The organism is Streptomyces himastatinicus ATCC 53653, from assembly GCF_000158915.1.
GTDB classification, from domain to species: domain Bacteria; phylum Actinomycetota; class Actinomycetes; order Streptomycetales; family Streptomycetaceae; genus Streptomyces; species Streptomyces himastatinicus.
The window spans coordinates 4260356-4274992 of sequence record NZ_GG657754.1; the positions used below are offsets into that span (position 1 = coordinate 4260356).

The 14637-nt window shown below is 71.9% G+C and carries 15 protein-coding genes and 1 pseudogene; 7 read left to right on the forward strand and 9 right to left on the reverse strand.

Annotation, left to right across the window (positions count from 1 at the left end; translation table 11 throughout):
* Together SSOG_RS17520 and mscL are read left to right on the forward strand one after the other, a co-directional pair.
* Positions 1-345, forward strand: a 345-nt coding sequence (locus SSOG_RS17520; RefSeq protein WP_039937927.1) for an RcpC/CpaB family pilus assembly protein, incomplete at its 5' end; no start/stop codon positions are given.
* Positions 346-438: 93 nt separating this feature from the next.
* On the forward strand, positions 439-930 hold the full coding sequence (mscL, locus tag SSOG_RS17525) for a large conductance mechanosensitive channel protein MscL (protein ID WP_009715575.1): 492 nt from the start codon (positions 439-441) through the stop codon (positions 928-930).
* Positions 931-988: 58 nt separating this feature from the next.
* Here the strand turns inward: mscL and SSOG_RS17530 are convergent, their stop codons facing one another.
* Both SSOG_RS17530 and SSOG_RS17535 read right to left on the reverse strand, forming a co-directional pair.
* Entirely contained in the window at positions 989-1177 is a 189-nt protein-coding gene (locus tag SSOG_RS17530) for a hypothetical protein (protein WP_009715576.1), read from the reverse strand.
* Positions 1178-1180: 3 nt separating this feature from the next.
* The gene (locus tag SSOG_RS17535; protein WP_245606316.1) at positions 1181-1723 is read right to left on the reverse strand and encodes an AMP-binding protein; all 543 of its coding nucleotides are present in this window, start codon (positions 1721-1723) and stop codon (positions 1181-1183) included.
* A gap of 202 nt (positions 1724-1925) precedes the next feature.
* On the opposite strand from SSOG_RS17535, the gene SSOG_RS17540 reads away from it, so the two are divergent.
* Together SSOG_RS17540 and SSOG_RS50315 are read left to right on the forward strand one after the other, a co-directional pair.
* Positions 1926-3074, forward strand: coding sequence for a P1 family peptidase (locus SSOG_RS17540; RefSeq protein WP_009715578.1), 1149 nt, complete (start codon positions 1926-1928; stop codon positions 3072-3074).
* Positions 3075-3140: 66 nt separating this feature from the next.
* Positions 3141-4060 (forward strand): annotated as a pseudogene (locus SSOG_RS50315) (FAD-dependent oxidoreductase).
* On the opposite strand, the gene SSOG_RS17550 reads toward SSOG_RS50315, so the two are convergent.
* The 3 genes from SSOG_RS17550 to SSOG_RS17560 form a co-directional block, all read right to left on the reverse strand.
* On the reverse strand, positions 4015-6159 hold the full coding sequence (locus tag SSOG_RS17550; protein ID WP_009715580.1) for a PTS fructose transporter subunit IIABC: 2145 nt from the start codon (positions 6157-6159) through the stop codon (positions 4015-4017). The pseudogene SSOG_RS50315 and the gene SSOG_RS17550 overlap by 46 nt on opposite strands.
* Before the next feature lie 85 nt (positions 6160-6244).
* The gene (gene pfkB, locus SSOG_RS17555) at positions 6245-7189 is read right to left on the reverse strand and encodes a 1-phosphofructokinase (RefSeq protein ID WP_009715581.1); all 945 of its coding nucleotides are present in this window, start codon (positions 7187-7189) and stop codon (positions 6245-6247) included.
* Positions 7186-7947, reverse strand: a complete 762-nt coding sequence (locus SSOG_RS17560; RefSeq protein WP_009715582.1) for a DeoR/GlpR family DNA-binding transcription regulator — start codon at positions 7945-7947, stop codon at positions 7186-7188. The genes pfkB and SSOG_RS17560 overlap by 4 nt, the downstream gene beginning before the upstream one ends.
* 211 nt (positions 7948-8158) lie before the next feature.
* On the opposite strand from SSOG_RS17560, the gene SSOG_RS17565 reads away from it, so the two are divergent.
* A complete protein-coding gene (locus tag SSOG_RS17565; RefSeq protein WP_009715583.1) occupies positions 8159-8896 on the forward strand; it encodes a 3-oxoacyl-ACP reductase family protein in 738 nt (245 codons plus the stop codon).
* Positions 8897-9025: 129 nt separating this feature from the next.
* Here SSOG_RS17565 and SSOG_RS17570 read toward each other — a convergent pair whose 3' ends face one another.
* Complete coding sequence (locus SSOG_RS17570) at positions 9026-10027, reverse strand: sigma-70 family RNA polymerase sigma factor (RefSeq protein ID WP_009715584.1); 1002 nt, start codon at positions 10025-10027, stop codon at positions 9026-9028.
* Between the two features lie 346 nt (positions 10028-10373).
* On the opposite strand from SSOG_RS17570, the gene SSOG_RS17575 reads away from it, so the two are divergent.
* Complete coding sequence (locus tag SSOG_RS17575; protein ID WP_039937930.1) at positions 10374-10784, forward strand: hypothetical protein; 411 nt, start codon at positions 10374-10376, stop codon at positions 10782-10784.
* A 21-nt stretch (positions 10785-10805) separates the two neighbouring features.
* Here the strand turns inward: SSOG_RS17575 and SSOG_RS17580 are convergent, their stop codons facing one another.
* On the reverse strand, positions 10806-11567 hold the full coding sequence (locus SSOG_RS17580) for a dioxygenase family protein (protein WP_039941257.1): 762 nt from the start codon (positions 11565-11567) through the stop codon (positions 10806-10808).
* 132 nt (positions 11568-11699) lie between these two features.
* Between SSOG_RS17580 and SSOG_RS17585 the strand changes: the two genes are divergently transcribed.
* Positions 11700-12248, forward strand: coding sequence for a MarR family winged helix-turn-helix transcriptional regulator (locus tag SSOG_RS17585; RefSeq protein ID WP_009715587.1), 549 nt, complete (start codon positions 11700-11702; stop codon positions 12246-12248).
* A 141-nt stretch (positions 12249-12389) separates the two neighbouring features.
* Here the strand turns inward: SSOG_RS17585 and SSOG_RS17590 are convergent, their stop codons facing one another.
* Positions 12390-13910: an MFS transporter gene (locus SSOG_RS17590; RefSeq protein WP_009715588.1), complete on the reverse strand. Its 1521-nt coding sequence runs from the start codon at positions 13908-13910 to the stop codon at positions 12390-12392.
* A 242-nt stretch (positions 13911-14152) separates the two neighbouring features.
* Positions 14153-14637, reverse strand: a 485-nt coding sequence (locus SSOG_RS17595) for an SbtR family transcriptional regulator (protein WP_039937934.1), incomplete at its 5' end; no start/stop codon positions are given.

Below are 14637 nucleotides of genomic sequence, written 5' to 3' on the forward strand. Positions count from 1 at the left end.
CGGATCGCCGACGCGGCGGCGGTGCGGCTGCTGCACCCCGGCGACCGGGTGGACGTGCTGGCCACGCCCGCGCCCGACACCGTCCGGCACCGCGGGTCCGATGCCCCGGCGCGGATGGTCGCCCGCGGGGTCCGGGTGGCCTCCGTCCCCGGTCTCCGGGGCGGCGGACCGCCGGGGGCCGGAGACTCTACGGAGGCGGGCGAGCCGGACTCCGGGGCGCTCGACGGCGGCGGCCCGGCGGACGGCGGGGCGCTGGTGGTCCTCAGGGTGCCGCGCGCGGCCGCCGCCACGCTCGCCGGGGCCGAGACCACCTCACGTCTGGCGGTGACACTGTGCCGCTCCTGACACACATGCCTCACCTCTTGGGCCTGCTCGGCGCCGGTGTAGGTTGCGGAACCGTCCGCTCCAGCACCGTCGCGGCGAGAGAAAGGCAGTGGGTTGAGCGCAGAGAAGAGCACCGAGACGCAGGAGAAGGAGAGCGTCTGGGAGGGCTTCAAAGCCTTCCTGATGCGCGGCAATGTGATCGACCTCGCGGTCGCGGTCGTCATCGGAGCCGCCTTCACTTCCGTCGTGAACTCGGTGGTGAAGGGCCTGATCAATCCCATAGTGGGCGCCTTCGGAACGAAGGACTTGGAGAAGTACCGCTCCTGCTTCGAGGCGCCCTGCGAGACGAACGCGGCGGGCGAGGTGGTGAAGGGCATCCCGATCATGTGGGGCAGCATGCTCTCGGCCGTGCTGACCTTCCTCATCACCGCGGCGGTCGTGTACTTCCTGATGGTGCTGCCGATGTCGCGCTATCTGGCGCGCAAGGCCGCCAGGGAGCAGCAGGCCGAGGAGGAGCAGGCGGAGACGGAGGCCGAGGAGATCACGCTGCTCCGCGAGATCCGGGACGAGCTGGTGGCCCGGCGCGAAGGCGGCCCCAGCACCTAGCCGAGCGCCTGATCGGCATCGTGCGCCGTCAGGGCTTCCGGCGTGGGGCCTCTCGCCGTCAGAGGTGGTGGGGCGGCTTCTCGTCCAGGAACCGGGCCAGATCCGCGGCGCTGTCGGCGCCGTGCCCGCCGGGAGCCCGCTCACCCCACCCGCGGTCCGTATCGTCCGTGGACGGCTGCGCCAGGGGATCGTCGAAGATCAGCGCGGCGGCGGGATCGCGCGGTCCAGGGGCGGGGGCGGTGCTCATGGCTCAAGAGTACGACCGCGGCAGCGGTTCGGTGTACCGGCCGAGCTCGTCGTGCCACCACAGGTCCCGGCCGGGCTTCCAGGACACCGGGCGGGAGAGGCGGTGCACTACCAGCACGTTCCGGACGCCGGGGCAGCCGGTGAGCGCCCGGTCGACAAGCTGCTTGAGGGGCTGCTGCTCCCCACAGCGCTGTTCCCCGTCCGCGGTGATGACGATCTTGGCGTCCATCTCCCTGATCCGGTCGCGCAGTTCATGCGGGCGCAGCCCCACCGGCAGACTGCCGCGTACGACGTCGAGGCGGCCACAGGCGAGCGTGGCGATCACGGACTCGGGCACCAGCGGCAGGTGGACCGCCACCCGGTCGCCGGCCCGGACTCCGAGCCGGGTGAGGGCGGCGGCCGCCCTGGCGGCCTGGTCGAGCAGCTCGGCGTGGGTCAGCTCCTCGGTGCAGTCGGGCTCGCTGATCCACCGGAGAGCCACCCGGGAGGTCTGCCGCGTGGCGGCGGCCAGTGTCGGGAGCTCCTCCGTCCGGGAGGTATGGGGCACGGCGGTCTTCCTTGAGGCGGGGACGAACGGCATACCGCACAGCCTGCTGTCAGGTCATCAACGTCTGATGAACGCCCGCTATATGAGGCGACGATGGTCCGGCGCGCGCCGCCCGGAGAGGCTCGCGAGGGCCCTTGCTCCGGGGCCGGGCACGCCTCGTTGCACGACCATGACACGAGTCGCCGTGCTACGCATAGCGTTCATGGATGCCGAGCGAACCACCCATGACTCCCCGCACACCGGCCGGGCCGACGCGCTGACAGACGTACCCGGGCTGCGCGTCGGCCATGCACAGCGCACCGGAGGCGGATGGCTGACCGGAACGACCGTCGTGCTGGCGCCCGAGGGCGGCGCGATCGCCGCCGTCGATGTGCGCGGCGGCGGGCCGGGCACCCGGGAGACCGATGCCCTCGATCCGCGGAATCTCGTCCAGCGCGTGGAGGCCGTCGTGCTGACCGGCGGCAGCGCGTTCGGCCTGGACAGCGCCTCCGGGGTGGCCGCCTGGCTGGAGGAGCACGGCCGCGGCTTCCGGGTCGGTCCCGATCCGGCGCAGGTCGTCCCGGTCGTCCCGACGGCCGCGCTCTTCGACCTCGGCCGGGGCGGTGACTGGCGGGCCCGGCCTGGCGCGGCCCTGGGCCGGGAGGCCGCCGAGGCGGCGGCCGGTGCGGAGCCCGGCGCGCCGGTCGGGCAGGGCAACGTGGGCGCGGGTGCGGGCGCGGTGGCCGGTGGGCTCAAGGGCGGCATGGGCTCGGCGTCGCTGGTGCTGTCGTCCGGCATCACGGTGGCCGCGCTGGTCGCGGTCAACGCGGCCGGATCGGTGGTCGATCCGCGGACCGGCGGGCTGTACGGGCAGGCGTACGAACCGTCCGGGGACGGCGGGTCCTACCGCCCCGGCGAAGTGGAGCACGCGGAGGCGGTGCGCCGCCTGGCGACCGCGCGGGCCGAGTCGGAGCGGCGCCAGGCCGCGTCGGTGCGGCCTCCGCTGAACACCACCCTGGCCGTGGTCGCCACCGACGCCGCGCTCAACCGGGCCCAGGCGCACAAGCTCGCGGGCACGGCGCACGACGGCCTGGCCCGGGCGATCCGGCCGGTGCATCTGATGTCCGACGGTGACACGGTCTTCGCCCTGGCCACCGGCGATCGCCCGCTGGTGCCGGAGGAGAGCGGAGGCGATGCGGGGGATCCGGCGTTCGGGGTGCACCGGGAGGCCGGGGTGCTGAACGAGGTGCTGGCGGCGGGGGCGGACGCGCTGACCCGGGCCGTGGTCAAGGCGGTGCTGGCGGCGGAGGGAGTGGACGGCCCGGGCGGCGTCTTCCCCGCGTACCGGGATCTGTACGACGGACCGTTCTGAGCGGGCGGCACCGAGAGAGGTCGAGAGGGACCGTAAGGACCGAGGAGTGAGAGGGAGGGGATCACCATGGACGCCGATCTGCTGATCGTCGGCGGCGGTCCTGCGGGCTGTGCGGCCGCCGTGATGGCGGCGAGCCTCGGGATGCGGTCCGTCCTCGTCGAGTCGGGCGAGGCGCTGTGCGGGGCGCTGCGGCGCATCCCGGTGGTGAGCAACGTCCTGGGCTTCACCACAGGGCCCGGGCTGGCGGCGGCGATCGAGGCCGACGTGGCGCGGTGCGCCCTCTGCCGGGTTGAACTCGGGCGGCGTGCCACGCGGATCGACGCGTTCGAGGACCGGGTGGAGGTGACGGTCGAGGGACCGGGGGCCGCCGGTGCGCGGCTGACCGCTCCGTATGCCGTCGTCGCCACCAGGTCGGGCCGCTGGCGCCCGCGGCCGCCGGGTGGCTCGCGGGAGCGGAGGGCCGGGAGCTGCCCCTGCTGTGGGAGGCGGGTGCCGCGGCGATCGCCGGCCGCACGGTTCTCGTGCTCGGTGCGGACCGCCCGCTGGGCACCCTCACCCGCGCCCATCCGGAGCTGCGGGCCCGGTTCCTGGTCGCCCATCCGCCCGAGGACGTCTACAAGACCGAGGAGGTCGGGCAGGACGCCCGGGTGGAGCTGGTGGCCGTGCGGCGGCTGGAGTTGGGGCCGCCATCGGCGCCGCTGCGGGCCGAGGCGCTGACGGCGGCGGGCGAGCGGCGTGCTCTCACTGCCGACCTGGCGTTCCTGAATCTGGGCAGCGCCCCGGCGCCGCCCGACGGGTCCGTCGTCACCGCCGGATCCGGCTACTGCCCGCCGGGGCGCCAGCATCCGAGGATCCGCACCGCCGGTGATCTGCGCTCCGCCCGCTTCCAGCGCATCGCGACCGCGATGGGCTCAGGCAGCGAGGCCGCGCTCAGCGCCTACTACGCTGCGCGCGGCCTCGCCACGGATGGGGTGGGGGGTGACTGAGATGGGGTCAGACCGCGACCGCCACCTTCTCCTCGTCCCCGGTGGCGCCCTTCGCGGAGCCGCCGACGAGAAGGACCGCCGTGGCGCCTGCCTCCGCCTTCGAACTCCCCGCCGACGGCAGCGTGATCATCGGCCGACACCACCGTGCCCGCCAGGATGGCCAGCAGGTAGAGGAACGGCTGGCCGATCAGCGGGACCACGAACAGCACCACGTCCGGCTGCAACTCGTGCAGCCGAAGGCCATCGACACGGAGCCATCGGCGGCCTCGCCGACCACCGTGAGATCGGGCTTCGCGGACAGCAGGGTCCGCCGCCGCGAACGGAATGGCGCCCTCGCTGATGAAGGAGGCACCCAGCACCCAGGCGGCCTTGCCGTTCTCCCGCTCGGTCTTGGTGAACAGCTTCCCGCGCACGGTGGTGGCCAGGGCCATCGCCAGCGGCGGGACCATACCGGCGGCCATCACCGTGGCCATGATCTTGAGGCTGCCGTCGCTCGGGTCGGACACCGCGATGCCGCCGGTCGCGAAGGCGTACGCGACCTTGTTGACCGGGCCGCCGAGGTCGAAGCACATCATCAGGCCGAGGATCACGCCGAGGCCGATGGCGTTGGCGCCGGAGAGCCCGTTGAGCCAGTCGGTCATGGCCGACTGGGCGGAGGCGATGGGCTTGCCGATCACCACGAACATCAGGAAGCCGACGACCGCCGAGGAGATCAGCGGGATCACCACGACCGGCATGATGCCGCGCAGCGCCGCCGGGACCTTGAACCGCTGGATGGCCATGACGACCGCGCCCGCGATCAGACCCGCGACCAGACCACCGAGGAATCCGGCCTTGATCGTGGTGGCGATGAAGCCGCCGACGAAGCCGGGCACGAGTCCGGGCCGGTCGGCCATGCCATAGGCGATGTACCCGGCCAGGACCGGCACCAGGAAGGTGAACGCCGCGCTGCCGATCTGGAAGAGCAACGCCGCCCAGCTGGCGGTCTCGGTCCACACGAAGTGGTCCGCGACGGACTTGGCGCTGGCGATCTCGTAGCCGCCGATCGCGAAGGCGAGCGCGATGAGCAGACCGCCCGCGGCGACGAACGGGACCATGTAGCTGACGCCCGTCATCAGCCACTTGCGCAGCCGGGTGCCGAAGCGGTCGCCGCCCGCGTCCATCGGGGCGGAGCCGTCGGCGTCATCGGACGCCGCCGCCGGTGCGCTGGTCTCGCCGCGAGCCGCCTTGTCGCGCGCCTCGGCCACCAGCTCGGCCGGGCGGTTGATGCCCGCCTTGACCCCGACGTCCACCGTCGGCTTCCCGGCGAACCGCTCCTTGTCCCGGACCTCCACGTCATGCGCGAAGATCACCGCGTCGGCGGCGGCGATGGTGGCGGCGGGCAGCTTCTCGAATCCGGCCGAGCCCTGGGTCTCCACCACCAGCTCGACACCGGCCTCACGGGCCGCGTTCTCCAGCGACTCGGCGGCCATGTAGGTGTGCGCGATGCCGGTGGGACACGAGGTGACGGCGACGATCCGGAAGGGCGCCGCCGCGGCCGCCGGTGCGGGGGCGGGAGTCCCGGCGGGCTCCGTCGGCTCCGCGGGGCTGCTGGGCGCCTCCTCCGGCTCCTCGGCCGCGGGCTCCTCCGCGGCGCTGTCCGAGGCGGCGGACGGTTCCTCGTCACCGCGGATCAGGGCGGCCGCCCGGGCCGGGTCGTCGGCGGCCCGCAGGGCGCCGGTGAACTCGGCGTTCATCAGAGACCGGGCGAGGCTGGACAGGATCGTCAGGTGATCGCTGTCGGCACCCGCGGGGGCCGCGATCAGGAAGATCAGGTCGGCCGGTCCGTCCGGCGCGCCGAAGTCGATCCGGGTCGTGCTGCGCCCGAAGGCCAGCGTCGGCTCGGTGACGTGCTCGCTGCGGCAGTGGGGTATGCCGATGCCGCCGTCCAGGCCGGTCGGCATCTGCTCCTCGCGGGCCGCCACGTCGGCGAGGAAGCCGTCGAGGTCGGTGACCCGGCCCGCCGCGACCATGCGCTCGGCGAGCGACCGGGCGGCGGCTTCCTTGGTGTCGGCGGACAGGTCAAGGTCGACCAGATCCGCGGTGATCAGCTCACTCATCTCGCGGCTCCCTTGGGTGCTATACCAGCCTGGGGCAGGCGGGCGGAGGGGGTGGGGACTGGGGGGTGGGAGTGGGTCGGGCCGGTCACGCGGGCTCCTTGAGCGCGCGATCCAGCGGTACGTCCGAGGTCGTGGTGACGGCGGACGGGTCCAGGTCGGCCGGGGTCGGCATCACGCTGCCCGGCAGTTGTACGGCGGCCGCGCCATGGGCCACGGCCGAGGCGAGTGCGGCGGCTCCGGTGCCGCCCGCGGCGAGGAATCCGGCGAGCGACGCATCGCCCGCACCGACGTTACTGCGGACGGCCCTGACTGTGGCCGTGCCGAAGTACGTACCGGTTCCGTCGACCAGCAGCTGACCGTCGGCGCCGAGGCTGGCCAGGACGGCGCGGGCACCCAGCTCGCGCAGCTCCTCGGCGGCCTTGACCGCCTCGCCCACGGTGACGATCGGGCGGCCGACGGCCTGGGCGAGTTCCTCGGCGTTGGGCTTCACCACATCGGGGCGCTCGCGCAGGGCCGCGGTCAGGGAGGGACCGGAGGTGTCCAGGGCGATCCTGGCCCCCGCACTGTGGGCCCGGGCGACCAGCTCGGCGTACCACTCGGGGGCGAGCCCGCGCGGGAGGCTGCCGCAGCAGGCGATCCAGTCGGCGTCGGCGACCCGGCTCCGTACCGCCTCCAGCAGGGCCTCGGCCTCGGTGTCGTTCAGCTCGGGTCCGCTCGCGTTGAGCTTGGTGAGGGTGCCGTCCGGCTCGGCGACGGAGATGTTGACCCGGGTCGAGCCGCGCACCGGCACGCCCGCCGCCTCGATGCCCAGCTCTTCGAGCAGCCGCGCCAGCAGCGCGCCCTCGGGTCCGCCGAGCGGCAGCGCCGCCACGGTGCGGTGCCCGGCGGCGGCCACGGCGCGCGAGACGTTGACGCCCTTGCCGCCGGGGTCGACCCGGTCGGTGGTGGCCCGCAGCACGGCGCCGCGCTCCAGCGCCGGGATCTCGTACGTGCGGTCCAGGCTGGGATTGGGGGTGACGGTGAGGATCATGCGCGTGCTACTTCCGTGCCCTGCTTTTCGATGGCGAGGGCGTCCTGTGGGCTGAGCCCGGTGTCCGTGATGAGCAGGTCGACGTGGTCGAGGCCGCCGAAGCGGGCGAAGTGCTCCTGGCCGAACTTGCCGGAGTCGGCGAGCAGCACGACCCGGCGGGCGGCGCTGATCATGGCGCGTTTGACGGCGGCCTCCGCGAGGTCGGGGGTGGTCAGCCCGCTGTCGGGTGAGAAGCCGTTGGTGGCGAGGAAGACGACGTCGGCCTTGACCTCGCCGTAGCCGCGCAGCGCCCAGGCGTCGACGGCGGCCCGGGTGCGGTGGCGGACCCTGCCCCCGACCAGGTGCAGGGCGATACCGGGGTGGTCGGCGAGGCGGGCGGCGACCGGCAGCGCGTGGGTGACCACGGTGAGCCCGGCTTCCAGGGGGATGGCGGCGGCGAACCGGGCCGCCGTCGACCCGGCGTCGATGATCACGCTGCCGTCGGCGGGGAGTTCGGCGAGGGCGGCACGCGCGATGCGGTCCTTCTCGTCGGCGGCGGTGCTCTCGCGCTCGGCGAGGTCCGGCTCGAAGTCGAGACGCCCGGCCGGGATCGCGCCCCCGTGCACCCGGCGCACCAGACCGGCCCGGTCGAGGGCCCGCAGATCACGCCGTACGGTCTCGGCGGTGACCTGGAACTCCTCGGCGAGGGACAGGACATCCACCCGACCGCTGTCGCGGGCGAGCCGGAGGATCTCCTGCTGACGCTCCGGTGCGTACATGTGGGTTTACGTCCCTTCCATGCCCGAACCTGTGATTTCGCGGCCAGATTACGTCGCCACTTCCAGAAAGTAAACAGACTCGGGCACGAAACAAACTCGACCGGGCAGACTCGGGCCAGCTTCGAAAGCCCGGGCCCGGTGCGCCCTCACCTACGCGGCAGAGCAGTACCTTCAAGGCTCTTCCTCGCATTCTTCGCATCCGGGAGCGGACATGACACTCGACGGCAAGGCGGCCCTGATCACCGGCGGCAGCCGCGGCATCGGCGAGGCCATCGCCATCCGGCTCGCCGAGGACGGTGCCGATGTCGCCCTGACGTACCGCCACCGGGCCGACCGGGCGGCGGACATCGTCGAACGGATCAAGGCGCTGGGCCGCCGGGCCCTGGCGGTACGGGCCGACAGCGCGGACCCGGAGGCGCTGCGGGCGGCCGTGGCCGGGGCCGCCGCCGAGTTCGGGCGCCTGGACATCCTGGTCAACAACGCGGGCGTGGGAGTGCTCGGCCCGGTCACCGAGCTGTCGCTGGAGGACATCGACCGCGCCCTCGACATCAACGTCCGGGCGCCGTTCCTGACCGCCCAGGCGGCGGTCGAGCGACTGTCCGACGGCGGGCGGATCATCAACATCGGCAGCTGCATGGCCGAGCGCGTCGCCTTCCCCGGCGGCAGCCTCTACGCGACCAGCAAAACCGCGCTGACCGGCCTGACCAAGGCGCTGGCCCGTGAGCTGGGCCCGCGCGGGATCACCGTCAACCTGATCCACCCCGGGCCGATCGACACCGACATGAACCCCGCCGACGGCGAGAGCGCCGCCACGCAGCGCGGCTTCACGGCGCTCGGCCGCTACGGGCTGCCGTCGGAGGTGGCCGCGACCGTCGCCCATCTCGCGGGCGAGAGCGGGCGCTACATCAGCGGGGCGTCGATCGCCGTCGACGGCGGCTTCGCCGCCTGACCGGAAGCCCCACCAGGAGCCGCCCCACCAGGACACCGGGAAAGGAAGAGCCCCGGCGCTCGGGGGAGTGCGCCGGGGCTCGGTCTATGGGGTCTGTGGAGTGCGGTCGGTCCATGCGGACGCTGCGGCTCAGGCCGCTGCGTCGAAGCCGGTCTGGCGGGCCATCTTCTTCAGTTCCAGCAGCGCGTGCTTCTCGATCTGACGGATGCGCTCACGCGTGAGCCCATGCTGCTTGCCGACCTCGGTGAGCGTGCGCTCCCGCCCGTCATCGATGCCGTACCGCGCCTTGATGATGGAGGCGGTCCGGTCGTCGAGGCGGCCGATGAGGTCTTCCAGCTCCTCGCTGCGCAGCAGCGTCATCACCGACTGCTCGGGCGAGACGGCCGAGGTGTCCTCCAGCAGGTCGCCGAACTGGGTCTCGCCCTCGTCGTCCACCGACATGTTGAGGCTCACCGGGTCGCGCGCCCAGTCGAGCACGTCCGAGACCCGCTCCGGGGTGGAGCCCAGCTCCTCGGCGATCTCCATGTGCTCCGGCTCGCGGCCGTGCTCACGGTTGAACTCGCGCTGCACCCGGCGGATCCGGCCCAGCTCCTCGACCAGGTGGACGGGCAGCCGGATCGTCCGGGACTGGTCCGCGATCGAGCGCGTGATGGCCTGACGGATCCACCACGTGGCATAGGTCGAAAACTTGAAGCCCTTGGTGTAGTCGAACTTCTCCACGGCGCGCACCAGGCCCGCGTTGCCCTCCTGGATCAGGTCGAGCAAGGGCAGGCCACTGCGCGGATAACGGCGCGCCACGGCCACGACCAGGCGCAGGTTGGAGCGGATGAAGACATCCTTGGCGCGGGCACCCTCGGCCGCTATGGCCTCGAGCTCCTCTCGGCTCGCACCCGCGGCTCCGGTGTCCTCAGCCTCCCCGTCCAGGATCTGCTGGGCATATACACCCGCCTCGACAGCCTGGGACAGCTCCACCTCCTTGGCCGCGTCCAGCAACGGGGTGCGAGCGATCTCGTCGAGATACATGCCGACCAGGTCGCGATCGGCGATCTCCCCGCCTGTGGCGCGAACACTGTTGGCCCCATCAGCGCCACCGGTGGTGGCCTGATTGCGGGCGACGGCACGGGTTGCCATGCGTGCTCCCTTACAGATGGATCGGGCGCGGACTATGAACGGACCTTCCCTGGGCGGGTGCCCCGTCCGATGGAAACAACGACTGGAATCCGGACAGAATTCCCAAGCCGCGCCCACCTTTTTACGATCATGCAGTACCCTGTGCCGCCACAGGGGGTTCAGCGCAGCGCGACAGCACCGGGAAAGTGCAGGTCAGGGGCGCCCATTGCGCCGGAACGACTGCCTTCCCCCCGCTTTCCACCTCGCCTCCCTCCCCACAAGACGGATCCCACGGCGTTCTGGTTGCCCGTACCGGGCTTGCCGGAGGCCGGGGGCGGGTGTGCGCTGGAGGGGAGGAGGTCCCGCCATGAACGATTCCGTTTCACCCCCGGCGCACAGGCGCCTCCGGCCGCGTCTCCCCGCCGTACCGCTCCACCCCGCCGCCTCCTGGGTGGTACCCGTCGTACTGGGCGTCCTCACCGGCGGCTACGCGATGTTCATCGCCCACAACCAGGGGTCGACGCTGCCCTTCGCCGCGCTCCTCGGCGTGGTGGCGGCGGTCGTCGTCGGCGCGGTCTGCTATCTGATCGGGCAGGTCCAGGGGCGGCTGCTGCCGGAGGTCCGGGCGGGGCTGTACGGAGCGCTGCTCGGCTGCGTGATCGGCTTCCTGTACTGCCTGAGCGGGGCGGCCGTGGGGCGGGCGACCGGCGTCGGCCTGGGGGTGGCGCTGTCGATGGCAGCGGTGTCGTTCTACATCATCCACGCACGGTCGGACTGAGCGGACAGAGCCGCCCGAGCCTCAGCCGAACTGCACCGACCGCTTCGCCAGCCCCATCCAGAAGCCGTCGATCACGCTGCGCTGGCTGCCCAGTTCCGGCTCCGCCGCGCCCATCGTGACGAACAGCGGGGCGAAGTGCTCGGTGCGCGGATGGGCGAGGGAGCCGCTCGGTGCGGCGTGCTCGAAGTCGATCAGCGCGTCGATGTCCTGCCCGGCGAGCGCGCGCTGCCCCCAGTCGTCGAACTCGGTCGACCAGCCGGGCGGCGTCGGACCGGCATGACGCAGCGCGGCCAGGTTGTGGGTGAAGAAGCCGCTGCCGACGATCAGTACGCCCTCGTCGCGCAGCGGGGCGAGCTTGCGGCCGATGTCCATCAGCTTCCGCGGGTCCAGGGTCGGCATCGAGACCTGGAGGACGGGAATGTCGGCGTCCGGGTACATCTCGACGAGCGGGACGTAGGCGCCGTGGTCGAGCCCGCGGTCGGGGATGTCCTGGACGGGCGTGCCCGCGGTACGCAGCGTCTTGCGGATGCGCTCGGCCAGTTCGGGGGCGCCGGGCGCGGCGTAGCGGACCCCGTAGTAGTGCTCGGGGAAGCCCCAGAAGTCGTAGACCAGCGGAACCGTTTCGGTGGCCCCGATGGCGAGCGGGGCTTCCTCCCAGTGCGCGGAGATCATCAGAATGGCGGTGGGCCGGGGCAGGTCGGCCGACCAGGCGGCGAGCTGTCCGGGCCAGACCGGGTCATCGGCGAGCGGCGGAGCACCATGGCTGAGATAGAGGGCGGGCATGCGCGACACGGCGGCGGCTCCTCGACCAGACGAACACGAGAAAGCTTGAAGTATCAAGCAGTACGTAGATGACGGTATCGCACACTTGTTTAAAATTCAAGAAGTAGACTTACAATGAACGATGTGGACGCCATGAACTCCCCCGCAGACGCAGCCGCAGACGCAGCCGCAGACAGAGACGCAGGCTCGGACACAGCCGCCGACGAGCCGCGCTGGCTGGACGATGACGAGCAGCGCACCTGGCTGGCGTACATCCAGGCCAGCATGTTGCTGGAAGACCATCTCGACCGCCAGCTTCAGCGCGACGCGCGCATGCCGCACGTCTACTACGGCCTGCTGGTGAAGCTCTCCTGGGCGCCCCGCCACCGGATGCGGATGACCGAGCTGGCCGAGGCCGCCAAGATCACCCGTTCCCGGCTCTCCCACGCCATCACCCGCATGGAGAAGGACGGCTGGGTGCGGCGCGAGGACTGCCCCGACGACAAGCGCGGGCAGAACGCGGTCCTCACCGAGAAGGGGTTCGACGTCCTCAAGCAGACCGCGCCCGGCCATGTCGACGCCGTGCGCTCGGCGATCTTCGACCGGCTCACCTCGGAGCAGATCGCCCAGTTCGGCGACGTCTGCCGGATCATCGCCGACGGGCTCCAGCCCGAGGGCGCCGATCTCCCCTGGCTGCGCTGAACCGAGACGTACGAACCGAGATGTACGAGCCGAGACGTACGAGCCGAGACGTAGGCAGGCCCCGCTCCACCGGGTGAACACCGGGGAGCGGGGCCTGCGTTGTTCGTGCGCTGCGCCAGTACGTTGCGCCAGTGCGCGCCGTCAGTGCGCCATGACCGGAACGGCGTCCTCCACCGCCCCGTCGCCCGAACCGGCGACCGCGCCGCCGCCGTCCTGCCGACCGGCACTGATCAGCGTGGTGGCGATCGCCGCGGCCAGCAGCAGGATGCCGACCGCCCAGGCGATGGCCGCGGTGTAGCCGTGCACCATCGACTGGAGCTGGAGCAGCTTGGGCGAAGAGGCCGTGGCGATATGGCCCTTGGCGTACGCCGTGGTGGCGCTGGCCGCGATGGTATTGAGCAGCGCGGTACCGATCGCGCCGCCCACCTGCTGCGAGGTGTTGACCATCGCGGAGGCGACGCCCGCGTCACGCGGCTCGACACCATGGGTGGCCAGGCTCATCGCGGGCATGAACGCCGTACCCATGCCGAGGCCGAGCAGCACGATCGCGGGCAGGATCAGTGCCGGGTACGAGGTGTCGAGGTCGATCTGCGTCAGCAGCAGCATGCCGGAAGCGGCGACCAGGAAGCCCGGGCCCATCAGGAGCCGCGGCGGAACCCTGGTCATCAGCCGGGCGCCGATCTGCGTCGAGCCGGTGATCATGCCCGCGACCATCGGCAGGAAGGCCAGACCGGTTTCGACCGGGCTGTATCCCTTGACGATCTGCATGTAGTAGGTGAGGAACAGGAACAGACCGAACATGCCGATGACGGCGAGACCCAGCGAGGCGTAGACCCCGCCGCGGTTGCGGTCGGTGACGACGCGCAGCGGCAGCAGCGGCGCCTTCACCCGGGACTCGACGATCACGAAGGCGATCAGCAGCACAGCGGCCGCGACGTACAGCGCGATGGTCGGGCCCGCGGTCCAGCCGTCGGACTCGGCGCGGGTGAAGGCGTAGACCAGCGCCACCAGGCCCGAGGTGGCCAGCAGCACACCGGGGACGTCCAGCTTGGAGGGGTTGCGGCTCTCGGTGGGCTCGCGGATCACGGCGACCGCGCCGACCGCGGCGACGATGGCGAACGGGATGTTCACGAAGAACGTCCAGCGCCAGTCCAGGTATTCGGTGAGCACACCGCCGAGGATCAGGCCCACGGCACCGCCGCCGCCCGCGATGGCACCGAAGACGCCGAACGCCTTGGCCCGCTCCTTGGGGTCGGTGAACATCACGGCGAGCAGCGAGAGCGCGGACGGCGCGAGCAGCGCGCCGAAGACGCCCTGGAGCGCGCGGGCGCCGAGCAGCATGCCGCTGCCGACGGCGGCGCCGCCGAGCGCCGAGGCCGCGGCGAAGCCGACCAGCCCGACGATGAAGGTCTGCTTACGGCCCCACAGGTCCGCGATCCGGCCGCCGAACAGCAGCAGGCCACCGAAGGCGAGCGCGTAGGCGGTGATGACCCACTGCTTGTTGCCGTCGGAGATGTTCAGGTCGGCCTGGGCCGAGGGCAGGGCGATGTTCACGATGGTCGCGTCGAGGACGACCATCAGCTGGGCGAGGGCGATGAATATCAGCGCTTTCCAGCGCCGGGGATCGGCGTAAGGAGCCTTGTTCAGGGCCGTTTCAGGCATGGGTGGGCCTACCTAGCGGTGCGGAGAGTGAGAAATGGGACGTTTGACACCCGGTTCGGACCGGGCGGAGTCGTTCAGCGAAAGCAGTGGACGAAGGAACGAAGGAGAAGAAGACCGAAGACGAAGAAGAAGGAGAAGTAGGAGAAGCGAAAGCCGACGACGCGCGGCGCCGCACACAGGTGAAGACCGGTGGACGCGCGAGAAATAAGCGGTGTCCGGTGAACGGCCGGGTGCGAGCTACGTCACGGCCGGTGCTGCAAACCCTCCAAGGTGACGGCGGAGCCGGGGAGTTCGGAGCGCGCCGGAGCCGACAGACCGTCCAGGAACAGCTGTAGATGCCGGTGCACGAAGGCGTCGAAGTCCACGCAACCGCTGCCGGGCAGCGGCCGGGTGAGCTGGGTGAGGGCGACCATCAGATCGCCGACGTCGATGTCGGCGCGGAGTCGGCCGGCGGCTCGAGCGGCCCCCATCAGGGCGTCGATGCCGGCGTCCAGGCGGTCGCGTGCGGCGATGTGGTCAGGGTGCTCCTTGTCGATGCCGTCGGAGAGCAGGGGGCACAGCGCGCCGATCCGCTCATCCGCTGCCGCGTGGACGAAGCGCCCCAGCGCCACGAAGGCGTCGGGCTCCTCGGCCAGGGCCGATTCGGCTTGTTCGGCGACGCGGGACATCACCGACAGGGTCACGTGGTGGATCAGTTCACGGCGGTCCGCGAAGTGCCGGTAGATGG

Excerpts from the sequence above, each read along its gene's own strand:
- SSOG_RS17530 (WP_009715576.1), bottom strand. The coding sequence starts at position 1,177 with ATGAGCACCGCCCCCGCCCCTGGACCGCGCGATCCCGCCGCCGCGCTG.
- SSOG_RS17540 (WP_009715578.1), top strand. The coding sequence starts at position 1,926 with ATGGATGCCGAGCGAACCACCCATGACTCCCCGCACACCGGCCGGGCC.
- SSOG_RS17550 (WP_009715580.1), bottom strand. The coding sequence starts at position 6,159 with ATGAGTGAGCTGATCACCGCGGATCTGGTCGACCTTGACCTGTCCGCC.
- pfkB (WP_009715581.1), bottom strand. The coding sequence starts at position 7,189 with ATGATCCTCACCGTCACCCCCAATCCCAGCCTGGACCGCACGTACGAG.
- SSOG_RS17560 (WP_009715582.1), bottom strand. The coding sequence starts at position 7,947 with ATGTACGCACCGGAGCGTCAGCAGGAGATCCTCCGGCTCGCCCGCGAC.
- SSOG_RS17565 (WP_009715583.1), top strand. The coding sequence starts at position 8,159 with ATGACACTCGACGGCAAGGCGGCCCTGATCACCGGCGGCAGCCGCGGC.
- SSOG_RS17570 (WP_009715584.1), bottom strand. The coding sequence starts at position 10,027 with ATGGCAACCCGTGCCGTCGCCCGCAATCAGGCCACCACCGGTGGCGCT.
- SSOG_RS17575 (WP_039937930.1), top strand. The coding sequence starts at position 10,374 with ATGAACGATTCCGTTTCACCCCCGGCGCACAGGCGCCTCCGGCCGCGT.
- SSOG_RS17580 (WP_039941257.1), bottom strand. The coding sequence starts at position 11,567 with ATGCCCGCCCTCTATCTCAGCCATGGTGCTCCGCCGCTCGCCGATGAC.
- SSOG_RS17585 (WP_009715587.1), top strand. The coding sequence starts at position 11,700 with ATGAACTCCCCCGCAGACGCAGCCGCAGACGCAGCCGCAGACAGAGAC.
- SSOG_RS17590 (WP_009715588.1), bottom strand. The coding sequence starts at position 13,910 with ATGCCTGAAACGGCCCTGAACAAGGCTCCTTACGCCGATCCCCGGCGC.